The organism is Amycolatopsis thailandensis, from assembly GCF_042723255.1.
GTDB lineage: Bacteria > Actinomycetota > Actinomycetes > Mycobacteriales > Pseudonocardiaceae > Amycolatopsis > Amycolatopsis thailandensis.
The window spans coordinates 12,554-29,373 of record NZ_JBHXJK010000108.1 but is presented as its reverse complement, the minus strand read 5'-3'; the positions used below and the strand labels follow the sequence as shown (position 1 = coordinate 29,373).

Below are 16,820 nucleotides of genomic sequence, written 5' to 3'. Positions count from 1 at the left end.
AGTGGCTTTCTGAGTCACCACGCGACCAAGACCGGACCCTAACCACTCACACGAGCAGCGCAACCAACCCTGACACTGAGTGGCTTTCGCGACGCTCAATGCCGCCGGAACCGCTGGGTCGGGGTGGTTGTGTCGCGAAAGCCACTTTCGCAACCTTCAACGTTGCGAAAGTGGCTTTCACAACCTACTTGACCAGCGGAGAGGCGACTTTGCCGAGACCATTGCGTCTAGCGCAAGGAAGGGGGCCGTCTCGGTACCGGTTCAGGCGATGTGGCGACGACGCCCGGCCCAGAACGGCGCCCGGAGCGCCTGCTTGTCGACCTTGCCGATCGCCGTCAGGGGCAACGCCTCGGCGAAGTCCACATCGGACGGTACGAAATGCTCCCGCCCGAAGAACTCCCGGACGTGTGCCCGGACTTCGTCGGCCGACAGCGCTCCTGACGCGACCGGGACCACCACGGCGTGGACCAGTTCGCCGTCGTCGCCCGGCACACCGAACACAGCCGCGGAACGGACCAGCGGGTGCCGGGCGAGCACGTTCTCGACCACGGTCGAGTGCACCTTGGTGCCATGCTCGCCGGTGACGATGACGTCGTTCGCCCGGTCCAGGAGGTAGAGATACCCTTCGTGGTCGAACCGCCCGAGATCACCGGTCCGCAGCCAGCCGTCCCCGATCGGCTCCGCCCCGTGGTAACCGTCCATCATGGACAGCCCGCGCACCAGGACCTCCCCGTCGTCGATCCGGGCCTCCATGCCCGGGACGATCCGGCCCACGGATTCGAGCCGCTCCGGTCTGCCGTCGAGTTCCGCCGCGGAGATGCTCGCGATCATCGGCGCCTCCGTGAGCCCGTATCCCTGCCCGACCACGGGCCCGAACACGTCGAGCGCTTGCGCCAGCCGCCGCGGCGAAAGCGGGGCGGCGCCCAGCGAAAGCCCGCGCACACTGCTGACGTCGCACGATGTCATGGCCGGATGATCGAGCACCGCGGCCAGCCGTGCCGGGGTGAGCGACAACGTGGTGATCCGGTGTTCCGCGATCGCGTCCAGCACCGCGCCCGCGTCGAAGCCCCGCAGCAGCACCACGCTTTCCCGCCGCAGGATCGCCCCCAGCACGGTGGCGTTGCCGGTCATATGCGTCATCGGCGCGATCAGCAGGGTGCGCCCCGGCGCGGACGGATCCGGCGCGAAGATATGGGCCATCCCGTCGTAGATCCCGCTGTGCCGGATGAGTTTCGGCGTTCCGGTGGTGCCGCCGGAGGGAAAGACGACGGTGACCGACCCCGGCAGCCCCACCGGGTCGGTACCGTCGCGGTCCACCAGTTCGCCGAATGTGGTCACCCTCGCGTCGCCGGCGGGCCAGTCCTCCGGGTTCTCCGCCACCAGGGTGGTGACACCGGCCATCTCGACAGCGGCGAGGCGATCCGGAGAACTCGCCGACGCGGCGATGAGCAGCACCGTCGAACCCCGTAGCTGTGCGGCGATCTGCAAGAGGACGGTTTCAGGCCGGTTACCGGCGTCGATGGCGACCACCCCGCCTTCCGGCAATCCCGCGTACAGCCGGCGCAGCAGTTCGAACGCCTGCCCGTACCCGGTCTCCACACCGTCCTGGACGAACAGCGCCTCTTCGCCGCCCGAGCGCAGCGCGTCCAGCACCCGGGTCAGAAACAAACTCTCCACCGGCCGGACCCTAACCCAGGCTCACGACCCCGAGCAGCACCCTTCGCCCGACGAAGCGGAATCCTCGTACGAGTCGTGCCAGTTCCACCACTCGTACGGCGGGCTCTGCGGGTATCCGTCCGGCGAGTCCTCCCACTCCTCCTGCCGCCCCAGCGCGGTGAGGTCGAGGTAGCTCCACGTGCCACCCATGACCTCGTCGCCGCGACCGTTGACGAAGTACGTCCGGAACACCTGGTCGCCTTCGCGGATGAAGGCGTTGGTGCCATGCCATTCCCCGACCCCGAAGTCGGTGTCGAAGTCACCGGTGATCGTGTACCACGGCATCGTCCAGCCCATCCGGGCCTTCATCCGCGCGAGGTCCGGCTGCGGCCCGCGTGAGGCGAAGGCGAGCGTCGTGTCGCGGGCGTTCAGGTGGGCGACGTGGGCGACCTGGTCGGCCACCAGCGAGCAGCCTTGGCAGGCGTGATCGGGAAAACCTTCGACACCGGGTTCGAAGAAGGCCCGGTAGACGATCAGCTGACGGCGTCCCTCGAACAGGTCGAGCAGGCTCACCGGCCCGGACGGTCCCTCGAACTCGTACGCCTTTTCGACCGCGACCCACGGCATCCGCCGACGCTCGGCCGCGAGCGCGTCACGGGCGCGGGTCAGCTCCTTTTCCTTGACCAGCAAGCGGAGCCGGGCCTCTTCCCATTCGGCCGAGGTCACCGTGTTCATCGCGCCAGCTCCGCGGGCAGGACGTTCCGCCGGTTCGGCTGCCCCTCACCAGTGGTGATGAGGTCTCTCAGACTGGTTCCGACGTAGAAGGTCCAGGCCTTGTGACAGACGTCGAAGCATTCGTACTCCGGGACCAGCCCGTGGTGGGTGAAGCGCGCTTCGGTCTTTCCGTCCTTCTCGCCGATCTCGAAGGTGATCGTCGTGCCGACCCATTCGGTCTTGTCGCCGGTGAAGTCGAAGTGGTTCTCCAGGACCAGCCAGGTGACCTTCCGGCCCGGCACGGACTCCGTGACCCGCATGCGGCAACGGTGGACTTCTTCGTAGTGGTACTCGAACTCGTCGCCGGCGTGCTCGATCTCCTCCGACCACCACCGGCGGACGTCGGTGAAGGCGTCGAAGACCTGTTGTGGCGTCCGGTCCACGGTGAAACTCGTCGTGAAGCTCATGCTGAACCTTCCAGATGGTCTTTCAGAGCCGCGAGCGGCCCGTCCCAATCGCGGGCGAGCGCGGCGAGGAACTGCTGGGCGACCTGCATCGGGGCGGAGCGCAGCGCGTAGCGGACCCGGCGCCGCTCCCCTTGCTCCGGGGTCACCAGTCCGGCGTCGGTGAGCAGCGCCAGGTGCTTGGCGATGGCCTGCCGCGTGATGGGCAGCCGGTCGGCCAGGTCGGTCGCCGTGGCGGGGCCGCCCGAGGCGAGGGTGGCGAGAATGCTCCGCCTGCTCGGGTCGGCCAGTGCGACGAAGACCTGTTCGGCGATCGCTTCGATGTCAGACGGCATCGAGGTATTCGATCAGTTCGCCCAGCTCGGCCGCCCACCCCTTCGTGTTCCCTTCGAACGCGACACTGTGGACTTCGTCCGGCAGCTGGGAGAAACCGGTCTCGACGACGGTAAGCCTCGTGCCCGCGCCGGCCGGTGCGAGGGTGAACTCGACGTAGGTGCGGCGAGGGTCGTCGTCGGGAAGACCGTAGATGTTCCAGGTGAAGCCGAAGACCTCCGGCTCTTCGACGCGTTCGACACGCATGTTCGCCTGGTGCCCCTCGTCCCACTTCATCTCGGCGTCGCCACCGGGCCGCAGGTCGATGCTCGCCTGGTTCCCGAACCAGGTGCCCAGGCCCTCGGCCGTGGTCAGCGCGGCCCACACTTTCGCCGGCGGATGGGCGATCTCGACGGTGCGTTCGATGCGATCGGGGAATCCCATGACTTCCTCCTCAAGTAGCAATCAATCGGTTGCTATAACTTTGTATAGCAACTGCCCGATTGCGTCAAGGCCGGTTCAGGAAGCCGTGTACAGCGCGCCGAGGAACTCCAGCAGCAGCCGCTCCCGCAGCGGACCGGGTGCCGTGGCCAGCAGGGCGTTGATCTCCGCCATCCGGGTGGGCAGGCCGCCGTCGCCGCCGAGTCCCGCGGCCGCCAGCAGGCCGGCGAACTGCTCCGGCGTCAAGGTCGCGGGGTCCAGCGCCGCGACGAACTCGGCCACCTGCGGATCGATGACGACCGGTCCGGACTCGCGGGCGGCGGCGACCGAGGCGGCGAGATCGGCCAGGAACTCCTTCTCGCTCCCCCGGTTCGCGGCCGTCACGGTCAGGTGCAGGTTGGCGGGCGAGGCCTCGTGGGCGAACTGCGGCTGGACGTACCAACCGCGTTCCCGCATCTCGTCCGCCACGGTGAACAGGTCGAACCCGGCATCCGCGTCCACCGTGAACGCGAGCAGGGTCGACACCGGGTCGCCGAGGACGCGCAGCCCGTCCAGCGCCTCGACCCCGGCGCGGATCTCCACCGCGGCCTCGCGCGCGGCCGCCGCCAGCTTCGCGTAACCCTCGTCGCCGACATGGCGTACGACCGCCCACGCCGCGGCGAGCGGACCACCGGAACGTGTGCTCTGGAGCGTCGTGTTCAGCATCGTGTAGCCGGGCCAGTCGGCGCTGGCGAAGTACTGCGAGCGGCGCAACGCGGCGTCCGCGTGCAGGAGAACCGACACGCCTTTCGGGCAGTACGCGTATTTGTGCAGGTCCACCGAGATGCTGGTGACCCCGGGAACGTCGAAGCCGAACGGGCCGGGGTCCAGGTACGGCAGCACCCAGCCGCCGATGCAGGCGTCGACGTGGAACCGGACGCCGTCCAGCAGTGCCGCGATCTCCGCGATCGGGTCGAGGACGCCGTGGGCGTACGACGGGGCGCTCGCGACGACCAGCACCGTATTTTCGTCGACGGCGGCGGCCATCGCCTCGGGAACGGCGCGGAAGGTCACCGGATCCACCGGCACCGAAACCGCGCGGACACCGAAGAAATGCGCCGCCTTGTGGAACGCGGCGTGCGCTGTCGTGGGCAGCACGATGTTCGGCGAAGACACGTCGGGACGCGCGTCGCGAGCGGCCAGGACGGCGAGCATGCACGACTCCGTGCCGCCCGAGGTCACCGAACCGACCGTTTCCGCCGTCCCGCCGAGCAGGCGCGCGGCGGTACCGACGAGGTCGTTCTCCATCCGCAGCAGGCTCGGGAACGCCGTCGGATCGAGGCCGTTGGCCGACGACGCCAGCGCGTGTGCCGCCGCCCCGAGTTCGTCCACTTCGGACAGACCGCTGTCGTAGACGTAGGCGAGCGTCCGGCCGCCATGCGTCGGCAGGTCGCCCGCGCGCAGTTCCCGCAACTCCGCCAGGACCTCCTCGGCGGTCACGACCGGCGCTCTAGCACGGACTTCCGCAGCAGCGGGATACCGAACAGGATCAGCACCGCCGGGAGGATCGACGCGCCGAGCAGGATCGCCGTGAGCGCGCTGTCCGGCTGGGCGGCGCCCGGGGCGAGGCTGGCCTGGTAGCCGCCGAGCTGCAGGACCAGACCCCAGATACCCGGGCCGAGCGCGAGTCCCAGCGTCTCCGACGCCGTCCAGACCCCGGCCGCGACGCCCGCCCTGGTTTCCCCGGTCCGCTCTTCCTCGTCGCTGATCAGGTCCGGCAGGATCGCCAGCGGGAACACCGAGATCCCCGCGTAGCCGACCCCGCAGAAGGCGACGAACACCATGGTGACGGGGAGCCCGAACAGCTTGGCGCCCAGCAGGCCGAGGAGGCCGACGCCGAACGCGGCGGTGGCGAGCCGGAACCCGACCAGCTTCCCCACGCTCGCGCCGAGTTTCGGCCACAGCGGCATGGTCAGCAGCGCCGGGCCGACGAAGCCGACGAACAGCAGCGTCGAGTAGCCGGAGCTGCCGAGGATCCGCTCGGCGAAGTACGGGATCGCGGCCAGCACCGTGCCGATGCCGAGCGCCTGGACGAAGTAGACCCCGAGCAGCCAGCGGAACGGCCGCCACTGCGCGAGCGTCCGGAGCAGTTCGCGCGGGCTCACCGTGTTCGGCCGCAACGCGCCGACCGGGGCGTCCTTCAGGCCGAAGTACACGCCGAGGGTCGCCAGCAGGATGATCACGGCGATGAACACGCCCATGACGCGATAACCCGCGATGCCGCCGACGGCCTCGGTGATCGCGGGCGCGCCGCCGCCGCAGATCAGGATGGCGACCGCGAGGAAGCCGATCCGGATGCTGGTCAGTTTCGTGCGTTCGTCGGCCGAGTCGGTCAGCTCGGCGGGCAGGGCGTTGAACGGCACCTGGAAGAACGCGTACGCGGTGGCGCACAACAGGAACACGACGACGACGTAGATCGCGTCGGGCACCGGGCCGCCGAAGCCCGGGTGCGCGAACAGGGCAGCGAAGAGGATCGAGACGCCGATACCGCCGAAGAGCAGGAACCGGCGGCGGCTGCCGGTGCGGACCATGTCCGCGTCCGACAGCCTGCCCGCGATCGGGTTGAACAGCACGTCCCAGGCCTTGGGCACGAACACGATCACCCCGGCGACGCCCGCCGCGACGCCCATCGTGTCGGTCAGGTACTTCAGGAGGAGCAGGCCGGGAACCGTGCCGAAGGGGCCGGTGACGAACGAGCCGAGCGAGTAGCGGTACCTCGTCCGTGCTGGCAGGGCTGCCATGATCCTCCTCGAGGCGATTCTCCCGATGAAGGCCTCAGTATTGGATCTTGGCCACCACCGGGTAGTGGTCGGAGGGAATCGTGCCACCGTCGTAATGCACGAGCTGTACCGGGCCGACAGCGGCGAGTGGACGGCCGCCCGCGCGCACGGCGCCGACGTAGTCCAGCGAGTCGCGGTAGGTCGCCGGAACGGACTTCGCGGCGTTCGGGTTCGTCGCCGCGTCGAAGGTGTAAGAGCCTTCGCCGGTCGTGCGGAGGACGCCGCCGAGGAAGGCTTCGCCCTGCTGGACCTGGGTCCGGCCGAGGGAGTCCCTGCGCGCTTGCCCGGCCCAGTACTCGATGTTCAGGTCGCCCGCGATGACGACCGGCTCGGCCGGCGGCGCGTATTTCGTGACCAGGTCACGGATCTCGCCGAGCTGCGCCATCCGGACGTCGTGCGCCTTCGGCAGCGTCTCCGGCCCCTCGTCGGCCTGCATGTGGGTGCCCGCGATCCAGAGCGGCTTCCCGTTCACGACCAGCCGGGCGAGCGCGGCGCCCTTGTTGGACAGGTAGTCCGCGGTACCCGAGTAGGAATTGCGGAAGACCAGCTGATGCTGCTCGGTCACCGGTGCCTTGCTCAGCACGGTGACGCCGCCGTTGACCACCACGGGCGAATTCGAGCAGTTCCCGTTCACCGTGGTCCAGCCCGGCGACGTCTTGCAGTACTGGCCGACGAGTGGCGTCTGGTACGGCCAGATGTCCTTCAGCCGGTTCCGCATTTCCTCGGCCTGGGCGCTGAAAGCCTCGTCCAGGACGACGACGTCGGCGTCGTTCGCGCGGATGACGTCCTCCGCGGCGCGGGCCCTGGCCTGCTTGTCCGAGGTGTTCGGGCTGGCGATCCAGGGCAGCTGCCAGATGTTGAACGCCATGACCTTGACCGAGACCGCCGCTTGGGCGGGCACGGCGGTTCCGGCGAACAGGGCGGCGGCGATGGCGACCACGGCGAGCTTCCGCACGAAAGACCCTTTCGATGTCAGGAGACGACGAACGTCCGAGAGGTTCCGCTGAACGCGGAGATCGCTCCGTTCCAGCCGTTCTTCCAGTTGCCGAAGTGGACCACGCGATATTTGCCGATCGGGGCGTTCGCGGGGATCTTCCAGTGGACGACGGCTTTCGATTCGGCGACGAAGGTCCGCGCCCAGTGGTATTTCGTATCCCAGTCGCCGTCGTCGGCGTGCCGGACCCACTTGCCCTCGACCAGCCGCTGGATCTCCAGGAACGTGCCACCGCGCCGGAGGTCGTTCTTCGGATGCCCGGTCACGAACTCGATCGCGACCTGTTCTCCGCGGGCGTAGGTGCTCTTCGCGTCGACCAGGACGTCACCGAAGTTCTTGAACGCGGGCGCGCTGTCGAAGACGACCCCGGGCTGGAAGTTGATCAGCTTGCCGCGCAGATCCCGCGGCGTCGGGCCGTGCGGGACCGTCTTCCCCGCCTTCATGGCGGCCGCGAGCTTGGCGAATTCCTGCTGGTAGGCCGGAAGCGTGTACCGGCCGTAGAGGGTCGACGCGCCTTCGTACTGCTGCGAGTCGTACTCCTCGGGCGTGGTGACGTACTGGCTGTAGGCGTTGGAGTAGCCCTGGACGAGCACGTTCTCCAGCGGGACACCGAGTTCGCCGGCGACGGTCCGGCGCAAGCGCAGTCCCGAGACGATGGTCAGTTCGGCGGGCACGGCCACGAGGTGCAGCTGTCCGATCCGGACGATCTGCAGCGGCAGGACCTCAGGTGTCCACGGATACGGCTTCATCGCGCCGAACGGCACCGCGATCACCTTCGGCGCGTGCGCGTCGGCGAGCGCCTGCGGGATCGGCGCGTCGATGCCGCCGAGCCAGTCGATGAACGGGTTCTTCACGCCTTCCGGAAGCGGCAGGCCGGGTCCGTCCTCACGGCTGCCCGCGAGCATCGACACCCCGATCGCGGCCGTGCAGGTGCGCTGTGGCCGTCCGTTCGGGGTGTACTTCGCGTCGACGGCCACATCGGACATGTCCACGTAACACATCCGGTGATCGACACCGCCGGTCACGGCTTCGGCGGCGGCGTCGAAGGCGCTCTTCGCCGCGCGGAACTGGAGATCGCCGATGGTGCGGGTGTTCTCGAACTCCGTCTCCGGTGTCCCCGGCGAAAGGTTCAGGTTCGGGCTCATGTCGCCGGTGTTGGTCTGCGGGAACGCGGCGACGAACCGCGGGTTCCCGTCGAGGTAGCGCACGCCGGCGTGGTCGTGCTCCCACTCGTAGGCGGCGTAACCCTTGTTGTCGCCGCTGATCAGGTGGTTGCCGTTGCTCATCGACGTGCCGTGCGTGGCGAACCAGCTGATCGCGCCGACGTCGACGCCGTTCTGACTGAACCGCAGCACCGTGACGGCCGGGTCGATCGCCTGCGGGAAGTGGTCCTTGTCGGCCTGCGGGTTCAGATCGAAGGCCTTGCGGGAGCGGTTGACGCTCGCCTTGGTCAGTTCCGTGCGGCCGAGCCGGATCGACCCGGGCGCGAGGTTCGCGTGCGCCCGGCTGATGGCCTCGAAGATCCCGTCGACGACGGCGTCGTAGACCTCCTGCTGGAACCCGAGGATCGCCAGATCGTAGGCGGCGTAGTGGGAATCGCCGCCGCACGCGGAGTGCGTGTGCGTGGCGTTGAGGAGGACGTTCTGTTCGGTGTACAGGTCGCCGTACGCGGCCTGGAGCTTGCGCATCACGCCCTGGTGCACCGACTGGAACAGCGCGCCGAGGTCGGCGGTGACGAACGCGATCCGCTTGGCGCCGTCGTCCACCACGAAGGCCCGCGCCCTGGTGCGGAGGTGGATGCCGGCGGTCTGCTGCTGCGGCATCGAGTAGCCCATCATGCCGTTCTCGGCGGCCGGGCCGGTGACGTCGGAGATGCCCGCGCCGACGCGGAAACCCTTTGCCGACGCCGCTTGCGCTTGCGGGGCGCCGAGCACACCCGCCGCGACGGGCAAGGCCGCCGCACCCGCGAGAACCCGCCTCCGGCTCACCGTCATGAGTCGCACCTCCCGGCCACGAACATGAACCGACTTCATGTTCGTGGCCGGGACGCTACGTGATGGGCCTCACCCTCGCAACCTACGAACGCATTCAGAGGACTAAATGCGGAGTTTCTACGAAAGGGTTTCGGCGACCTTCGCGAGTGTCGCGGCATCGCCCCGCAGAAGCAGCGTGGTCACCACGGTCTCCTCCCACGCGGCCAGTTCGTCACGGATCTTCTCCGCCGGTCCGATCAGCGACGCGTCCTCCACCAGCGACGTCGGGATCGCGGCGGTCGCCTCGTCCTTCCGGCCCGCCAGGTACAGCTCCTGAACCTTGTCGGCGACGTCCTCGTACCCCATCCGGGCGAAGACGTCATGATGGAAGTTGACCGATTTCGCGCCCATGCCGCCGATGTAGAGCGCGAGCGACGGCTTGATCCAGCTCGCGGCCTCCTCGACGTCGTCGTGGACGAGCACCGGCACGGACGCGGCGACCTCGAAGTCGTCGAAGCCGTGCCTGGCGCCGGGGCGCGAGAAGCCTTCTTGCAGCGCTGTCCGGTAGAAACCGTCACTCTTGGGCGAAAAGAACAGCGGGAGCCAGCCGTCGCAGATCTCCGCCGAAAGCGCCACGTTCTTCGGCCCCTCCGCGGCGAGGAAGATCGGGATCTCCTTGCGGAACGGGTGCACCGTGGACTTCAGCGCCTTCCCCAGCCCCGTCCCACCTTGCAGCGGCAGCTGGAAATGCCGACCGTCATGGGTCACCGGTGCCTCCCGCGCGACGACCTTCCGCACGATGTCGACGTACTCGCGGGTGCGCGCCAGCGGCTTCGGATACGGCTGCCCGTACCACCCCTCGACCACCTGCGGTCCGGACGCGCCGAGCCCGAGCACGAACCGGCCGCCGGACAGGTGGTCCAGCGTCAGCGCGTGCATGCCCGTCGCCGTCGGGGTGCGCGCCGACATCTGGACGATGTTGGTGCCGAGCTTGATCCGGCTCGTGGACGCGCCCCACCAGGCGAGCGGGGTGAACGCGTCCGAGCCGTAGCCCTCGGCGGTCCACACGGAATCGAAGCCGAGTTCTTCGGCCCGCAACACCGCGTCCAGCGCGCCTTCCGGCGGGGCGGAGGACCAGTAACCGAGGTGGTAACCAAGCTTCATCGAGGCTCCTAATCAGACGTTCGGTGAGTAGTGCTCGGGTTTGCCCCGCTCCGAAAGCGGCGGAAGGTTCCTCGCCGGAGTCTCGACCAACGGCGCGTCCGGGGCCAGTTCGCCACGCTCACGACGCCAGCCCGCCCTGGCCCGAGGATGGTAGCGGCGGTCTCGCGGGACCAGCTTGAACGCCGCGTTGATCAGTTTCCCGACCCGCCGGTGCCGTCGCTCGTCGCGATCGGTCCAGGTGTAGCCGAGCAGTTCGCGGATCGGCGGGTCGTACAACCCGACCGTCAGCCAGACGAAGTTCCGCGCCACCTGCCCGCGCACGAGGTTCCACGCGAAATCCGGCAGCCACGGCAGGAAATGCGGCTTCGCGAGGTCCTTGATCTCCAGCACGTCGCGCGTGGCCTTGTTGTCCTCCAGGACGTCCTCGCACATCCGCTTCCAGTACAGCTGGAAGTCCTCCCACGTCCGGGGCACCGGGCGCATGCTCATGCCGTACATCTCGTACCACTGCACGTGCTCGTCGAACAGCTTCCGCTTCTCGGCCTCGCCGATGCCGCCGACGAAGTTGTCGGCGATGAGGATGGCGCTCATGAAGAACGTCGAGTGCGCCCAGTAGAAGGTGTCCGGGTTGAGCGCGTGGTAGCGCCGCCCGTGTTTGTCGACGCCTTTGATCCGATCGTGGTAGCCGCGCACATCCAACGCCGTCTGTTGGGCGCGCGGGCCGTCGTAGATGACTCCCCCGATCGGGTACAACGAGCGGAACAGCCGCTGCCAGCGCTCCTCGAAGAACCGCGAGTGTTCCTCCACGCCCGCGCCCAGTTCGGGGTGCATGTTCTGCATGGACCCGGCCCAGAGCGCGATGAGCAGCCCTCGCCAATCGCCGAAGTACTTCCAGGTCAGCGAATCCGGTCCCAGCGGCCGCGGCTGTGTCATCCCCGGTCTCCTCAATGAGCTGGTTAAATTGACCACAACTGTTGTCAGGTTAAAGTTGACAACAGCCGTAGTCAACTGTTGCATTCAGGACGAGGAGCCGATCATGGCCGGCCGGAGCTGGGCAGGCACGACCCTGGACGACCGCAAGGCCGCGCGACGGGAACAGCTCGTCGAGGCGGGACTCGACCTGCTCGGCACCCAGGGCAGTGCCGGGGTGAGCGTCCGCGCGGTCTGCCGTCACGCCAAGCTGACCGAGCGGTACTTCTACGAGAGTTTCACCGACCGCGAGGAACTGGTCGTCGCGGTCTACGAGCACATCGGCGAGCAGGCGCGGCAAGCGCTGGTCGACGCCGTCAGCGACACGGCCGAACCCGCCGAACGGGCGAAGGCCGCCGTCCGCGCCTTCGTCGGATTGATGCTCGACGACCCGCGCAAGGGCCGCGTGCTGCTGCTCGCGCCGATCACCGATCCCGCGCTGACCACCCGCGGGATCGCACTCCTCCCCTCCTTCGCCGAACTGGTCAGCGGGCAGTTGTCCCACGGTGACGCGGCGGAACGGCAGATGACGTCGATCGGGCTGGTCGGCGCGCTGAGCAACGTCTTCATCGCCTACCTCGACGGCTCGCTCAAGGTGAGCCGCGACCGCCTGATCGACCACTGCGTCCGCCTCGTGCTCGGGGCCGACCGTCAACCCTGATCGCGTTCGGCGACCAGCTGAAGGGCGATGTCGATGATCATGTCCTCCTGCCCGCCCACGTACTTCGCGGCGCCGACGCGGTAGAGGATTTCGTGCGCCGGGACGTCGTAGCGCTCGGCGGCACGCTCCGCGTGCAGCAGGAAACTCGAGTACACGCCCGCGAAACCCTGCACGATCGACGACCGGTCCATCACCGGCAGCCGGGTGATGTAGGGCTTCACGACGTTCTCGGCGGCGTCCATCAGCACGTCCTTGTCGACGCCGGTGCGGATCCCGAGCCGTTCGAACGTCGCCGCGAGGACCTCGGTCGGCGAGTTGCCCGCACCGGCCCCGAGCGCCACCAGCGAACCGTCGATCTGCCGGGCACCGGCCCGATACGCGAGCACCGAGTTCGCGACGCCGAAGCTCAGGTTCTGGTGCCCGTGGTAGCCGACTTGTGCCTCGTCACCGAATTCCGCCACAAGCGCGGCGACGCGTTCGCCCGCGTCCTCCAGGATCAACGCCCCGGCGGAATCGACGACGTACACGCACTGGCATCCGGCGTCGACCATGATCCTGCCCTGCTTCGCCAGCGCTTCCGGCGTGGACATGTGGGACAGCATCAGGAATCCGACCGTCTCCAGCCCGAGCTCCCGCGCCGCGCCGAAGTGCTGGACGGAGACGTCGGCCTCGGTGCAGTGGGTCGCGATCCGGACCGCGCCCGCGCCGAGATCGGCCGCCACCTTCAGGTCGCCGACCGTGCCGAGGCCGGGCAGGAGCAGTACCGCGATCTTCGCCCGTCGTGCCTCGTCGACCGCCGCGGCGATCAGCTTCCGCTCGTCGACCAGGGAGAACCCGTAGTTGAACGTCGAGCCGCCGAGCCCGTCGCCGTGACTGACCTCGATCAGCGAGACCCCGCCGTCGTCCAGCGCCCGGACGGTGTCGCGCACGTTCTTCTCGGTGAACTGGTGCGCCATGGCGTGGCTGCCGTCGCGCAGGCTGGTGTCGACCAGCCGGACCTCACGGTCGATCCCGTCCCACTTCACGCCGCCACCTCCTGGGTCGCCAGCAGCTCGCCGACGCGGGCGGCCGCGGCCGTCATGATGTCGAGGTTCCCGGCGTACTTCGGCAGGAAGTCCCCGTTCCCGGCGACCTCGAGGAACACCGCGACCCGCGCCTGCCCGCTCCAGCCCGGCCGGGGCGGGTCGTACTGCGGATCCGCTTTGAGCGTGTAGCCCGGCACGTAGGTCTGGACGGTCTCGACCATCCGGTGGACGGATTCGGTCACCGCGGCGAAGTCCGCGTCCGGGTCGATCGCGCAGAACACCGTGTCGCGCATGATCATCGGCGGTTCGACGGGGTTGATGATGATGATCGCCTTGCCGCGGCTCGCTCCCCCGACCAGTTCGATCCCGCGCGCCGTCGTCGCGGTGAACTCGTCGATGTTCGCCCGCGTGCCCGGCCCGGCCGACCGCGACGAGACGGACGCGACGATCTCGGCGTAGGGCACCGGCGTCACCCGGGACACCGCGTGCACGATCGGGATCGTGGCCTGGCCGCCGCAGGTGATGAGGTTGACGTTCGGCACGTCCAGCCGTTCCGGCAGGCCGACGGCGGGGCAGGTGAACGGGCCGACCGCGGCCGGGGTCAGGTCGATCGCGCGGATCCCCGCGGCGGCGTAGCGCGGCGCGTTCGCCAGATGCGCCTTCGCCGAAGTGGCTTCGAAGACCAGGTCCGGCAGCTCGTCGCGGGACAGCAGCCAGTCGACGCCGCCGGCGGAGGTCTCCAGCCCCAGCTCGGCCGCCTTCGCCAGCCCGTCCGACTCGGGGTCCACGCCGACCATGTACCGCACCTCGACGTGATCGCTGCGCCTCAGCTTCGCGAGCAGGTCGGTGCCGATGTTCCCGGGACCGACGATCGCGGCCACCGCTTTCCGTTGCGCCATGTCAGGTGACGCTCCCCGAGCGGATAGGGCACACTCAACCCATGCGTGCCGCTGGGCGGAACGACGACCCGGAACGAACCGGAGCGGACGGCCTCGTGGCCGCCCGCGTCACCGCGCTGCTCTCCGCCTTCCGTCCGGGCGACGACGCGCTCGGCGTCTCCGAACTCTCGCGGCGGACCGGGCTGGCGAAGTCGACCGTCCACCGGCTCACCGGGCACCTGGTCGCGACCGGACTGCTCGAACGCGAGGGCGCGGCACTGCGGCTCGGGCTGAAACTGTTCGAGATCGGCCAGCTGGCGGTGCGGCGCCGCGGACTGGTCGAAGCGGCGCGTCCGTATCTCGCCGATCTCCGCGAGGCGACCCGGAACACCGTGCATCTCGCGGTGCTGGAAGGCACCGAGGTCGTCTATCTCGACATTCTCCGGGGACCCGACGCGCCGTCGTTGCCGTCCCGGATCGGCGGCCGTTTTCCCGCGCACGCCACCGGTGTCGGAAAGGCCATTCTCGCGTTTTCCCCGGAATCCGTGGTGACAGAGGTGATCGACGCGGGATTGCCCAGGGTCAGCGTCCGGACGATCACCGCCGCCGGCCTGTTGCGGCGCCAGCTCGCGAAGGTCCGCGACGAGGGAATCGCGCTGGAGCGCGAGGAATCCGGTGTCGGCGTCGTCTGCGCCGCGAGCCCTTTGCTCGACTCACAAGGCGTCGCGGTGGCGGCCTTGTCGATCTCCGGCTGGGCGAATCGCATGCACACCAACCGGGTCGCGCCCGCGGTCCGGACCGCCGCATTGGCGCTCTCTCGTACCCTGTAAGAAATTATCCGTTGATTTTTCACGCGATCGAAATCGCGCGACTTCGGAAGATCGAAAGAATGTCGTCAATTCAGCCGTGTCCACCGCGAATTTCCGGGGCTACGCTTCGCGAGTGGTTCCCGTCGATGTCAACGGACGCCGCCTGGTAGGGACGGCCGCCATCCGGCTGCTGTCGATCGACGTCGTGCTCACGCTTCTCGTGATCACAGGTGGCGCGCGCGTGCTCAACCTGGCCTCGCCGACGCCGTCTCCCGCCACCGAGCCGGCGACGGTCGCGCATGTCTTCGCCTTGAGTCACCTCACTTCCTTCACCGACACCGGCGTCACCGGGACGTCGCCGTTCGGCTGGGCGCAGCTGGCCGGGTACGCGCTGCTCTCGCGGGCGTTCGACCGGACCACCGTTCCGGTCATGGCGGTCCGCGAGACGACGGTGCTCGCGGCCGTGCTGTGCGCGGTCCTGCTGTGGCTCCTCGCGCGACGGCTGGGGCTGCCGTTCTGGGCGGCCACCATGGCGGTCGTGCTGATGGCGGTGTCGCCGCTCGCGATCGGGATGCAGCGGGTGGTGCTCGTCGAGCATCTCGCGGTCGCCTGGATCCTCGCCGCGCTCGTCCTCGCCGCGACACCGCGTGATCGGGCGCGGCCGTGGCACGACGTCCTCGTCGCGGTGTGCCTTCTCGCGGGTGTCCTCACGTCGCCACTGGCCCTGCTCGCGCTGCCGGCGGCGGGCTGGCTGCTCGCCCGGCGGCGGGAGGCGTCCCGCGTCGCGTTCACCGCCGTGGTGTTCACGCTCGGGCTCGGTATCGCTTTCGGCCCGGCCGGTCCGGTGCTGCGTCCGGAGCTGCCCGGGCCGCGTCCGCCGGGCATCGCCGACTGGGTCGTGCTGGACCCCGTGTTCGTCGTGCTGTCGATGGTCGCGATCGTCGCCGGGATGGTCCTGCCCCGGACACGGCCGCTCGCCGTTTCGGCGCTGCTGATCGCCGCCGTCCTCGCTTTCCCCGCGATCCCCGTCGAACTCCCGCTCGCGCTGTTGATCCCGCTGACGCCGCTGCTCGTCGCCGAAGTCGCGGCCACGGTCGCGACGGGCGCCCCGGCCGCCGGTCATCGCCTGGTCACGGCTCGCCGTCCCATGCCCGCCATCGTGCTGGCGACGGTGCTGACTCTCGTCTCCGTGGCGGGCTGGGCGCACGGATTCGGCAGGCTGGCGCCGGGACCGTCCGCCGAGGCCTCGCTCACCCAGGCGCGGGAATGGTTACAGGACAACGCTTCCGGCGCCGTCGTCCTGGTCGACGACGCGAGCTGGACCGAACTCGCCGCGGACGGCTGGCCGACCGGTTCCCTGATCCCGATCGGCTCGTGCGCGGTCACCTGCGCCGTCCCGGAATGGGCGGTACTGACCGCTTCCGGACAGCGCGAACGGGAGCGTTTCCCCGCCGCGGCGGCGGTTCTCGTCGGTGGCACCAAAGTCGCCGTCTTCGGTTCCGGTGAGGACACGGTCACCGTCTCCCGCTTCGGCGAGCCCCCGGATTCACCCGGGGAGACGGAGGAATCCGGAGCACGTTCGCGTGCCGGTGCGGCCTTGGCGGCCTCGGAGCGGATCCAATGCGAAGGGCGCACCCGGGACGCGCTGATCGCGGGCGAGGCCGATCCCCGGCTGATCGCCACCGCCGCCGCGCTCGCCACCCTCCATCCGATCCGGCTGGTCGATTTCCCCTCCGTGCCAAGCGAAGCCGCCGCCGGTCAGCCGCTGCGCCGACTGGTCGTCTCCGGTAACGACGAAGCCGCCATCGCCGACTTCTTCACCGGTCAGCGCGCCACGTTCCAGCCCGCGTCCGTCACCCGGGTGCCGGGCGGAGTGCTGGTGACGTACCCGTTGTTCCCACCGTCCGGACTGCTCACGCCGTTCTCGTCACCCTGATCCCC

Annotated in this window: 16 protein-coding genes; 3 read left to right on the top strand and 13 right to left on the bottom strand. The window is 69.1% G+C overall.

Features of this window, described 5'->3' with window-relative positions; genetic code table 11:
- Positions 1-261: 261 nt before the first annotated feature.
- From ACFWMR_RS32110 to ACFWMR_RS32060, 11 genes are all read right to left on the bottom strand, one after another.
- Positions 262-1,677 (bottom strand): AMP-binding protein, encoded by a 1,416-nt coding sequence (locus ACFWMR_RS32110; protein WP_378381080.1) that lies wholly within the window; start codon positions 1,675-1,677, stop codon positions 262-264.
- Between the two features lie 21 nt (positions 1,678-1,698).
- Positions 1,699-2,391, bottom strand: a complete 693-nt coding sequence (locus tag ACFWMR_RS32105) for a DUF899 domain-containing protein (protein WP_378381078.1) — start codon at positions 2,389-2,391, stop codon at positions 1,699-1,701.
- The gene (locus ACFWMR_RS32100; RefSeq protein WP_378381077.1) at positions 2,388-2,837 is read right to left on the bottom strand and encodes an SRPBCC family protein; all 450 of its coding nucleotides are present in this window, start codon (positions 2,835-2,837) and stop codon (positions 2,388-2,390) included. The genes ACFWMR_RS32105 and ACFWMR_RS32100 overlap by 4 nt, the downstream gene beginning before the upstream one ends.
- A complete protein-coding gene (locus ACFWMR_RS32095; protein WP_093938774.1) occupies positions 2,834-3,169 on the bottom strand; it encodes an ArsR/SmtB family transcription factor in 336 nt (111 codons plus the stop codon). The genes ACFWMR_RS32100 and ACFWMR_RS32095 overlap by 4 nt, the downstream gene beginning before the upstream one ends.
- Complete coding sequence (locus ACFWMR_RS32090; RefSeq protein WP_093938775.1) at positions 3,159-3,590, bottom strand: SRPBCC domain-containing protein; 432 nt, start codon at positions 3,588-3,590, stop codon at positions 3,159-3,161. Before ACFWMR_RS32090 ends, ACFWMR_RS32095 begins: the two co-directional genes overlap by 11 nt.
- 75 nt (positions 3,591-3,665) lie before the next feature.
- Positions 3,666-5,066 (bottom strand): pyridoxal phosphate-dependent decarboxylase family protein, encoded by a 1,401-nt coding sequence (locus tag ACFWMR_RS32085; protein ID WP_378381076.1) that lies wholly within the window; start codon positions 5,064-5,066, stop codon positions 3,666-3,668.
- The gene (locus ACFWMR_RS32080) at positions 5,063-6,367 is read right to left on the bottom strand and encodes an MFS transporter (RefSeq protein ID WP_378278132.1); all 1,305 of its coding nucleotides are present in this window, start codon (positions 6,365-6,367) and stop codon (positions 5,063-5,065) included. Before ACFWMR_RS32080 ends, ACFWMR_RS32085 begins: the two co-directional genes overlap by 4 nt.
- A 34-nt stretch (positions 6,368-6,401) precedes the next feature.
- The gene (locus tag ACFWMR_RS32075; RefSeq protein WP_378381075.1) at positions 6,402-7,361 is read right to left on the bottom strand and encodes a sphingomyelin phosphodiesterase; all 960 of its coding nucleotides are present in this window, start codon (positions 7,359-7,361) and stop codon (positions 6,402-6,404) included.
- A 17-nt stretch (positions 7,362-7,378) separates the two neighbouring features.
- A complete protein-coding gene (locus tag ACFWMR_RS32070) occupies positions 7,379-9,394 on the bottom strand; it encodes a neutral/alkaline ceramidase (protein WP_378381074.1) in 2,016 nt (671 codons plus the stop codon).
- Positions 9,395-9,511: 117 nt separating this feature from the next.
- Positions 9,512-10,537, bottom strand: a complete 1,026-nt coding sequence (locus tag ACFWMR_RS32065) for an LLM class F420-dependent oxidoreductase (protein ID WP_378381073.1) — start codon at positions 10,535-10,537, stop codon at positions 9,512-9,514.
- Between the two features lie 12 nt (positions 10,538-10,549).
- On the bottom strand, positions 10,550-11,470 hold the full coding sequence (locus ACFWMR_RS32060) for an oxygenase MpaB family protein (protein ID WP_378381072.1): 921 nt from the start codon (positions 11,468-11,470) through the stop codon (positions 10,550-10,552).
- A 103-nt stretch (positions 11,471-11,573) separates the two neighbouring features.
- Here ACFWMR_RS32060 and ACFWMR_RS32055 point away from each other — a divergent pair, with 103 nt between their 5' ends.
- Complete coding sequence (locus ACFWMR_RS32055; RefSeq protein ID WP_020635037.1) at positions 11,574-12,167, top strand: TetR/AcrR family transcriptional regulator; 594 nt, start codon at positions 11,574-11,576, stop codon at positions 12,165-12,167.
- Here the strand turns inward: ACFWMR_RS32055 and dmpG are convergent.
- Positions 12,158-13,192 carry a 4-hydroxy-2-oxovalerate aldolase gene (gene dmpG / locus ACFWMR_RS32050; RefSeq protein ID WP_093932115.1) on the bottom strand — a complete coding sequence of 345 codons (1,035 nt, stop codon included), beginning with the start codon at positions 13,190-13,192 and terminating at the stop codon, positions 12,158-12,160. The two genes, ACFWMR_RS32055 and dmpG, sit on opposite strands and share 10 nt — an antisense overlap.
- On the bottom strand, positions 13,189-14,091 hold the full coding sequence (locus ACFWMR_RS32045; RefSeq protein ID WP_378381071.1) for an acetaldehyde dehydrogenase (acetylating): 903 nt from the start codon (positions 14,089-14,091) through the stop codon (positions 13,189-13,191). Before ACFWMR_RS32045 ends, dmpG begins: the two co-directional genes overlap by 4 nt.
- Before the next feature lie 41 nt (positions 14,092-14,132).
- Here ACFWMR_RS32045 and ACFWMR_RS32040 point away from each other — a divergent pair, with 41 nt between their 5' ends.
- Together ACFWMR_RS32040 and ACFWMR_RS32035 are read left to right on the top strand one after the other, a co-directional pair.
- Positions 14,133-14,900, top strand: coding sequence for an IclR family transcriptional regulator (locus ACFWMR_RS32040; RefSeq protein ID WP_378276056.1), 768 nt, complete (start codon positions 14,133-14,135; stop codon positions 14,898-14,900).
- Positions 14,901-15,012: 112 nt separating this feature from the next.
- Positions 15,013-16,815, top strand: a complete 1,803-nt coding sequence (locus ACFWMR_RS32035; protein WP_378381070.1) for a phospholipid carrier-dependent glycosyltransferase — start codon at positions 15,013-15,015, stop codon at positions 16,813-16,815.
- The last annotated feature ends 5 nt before the right edge of the window (positions 16,816-16,820 follow it).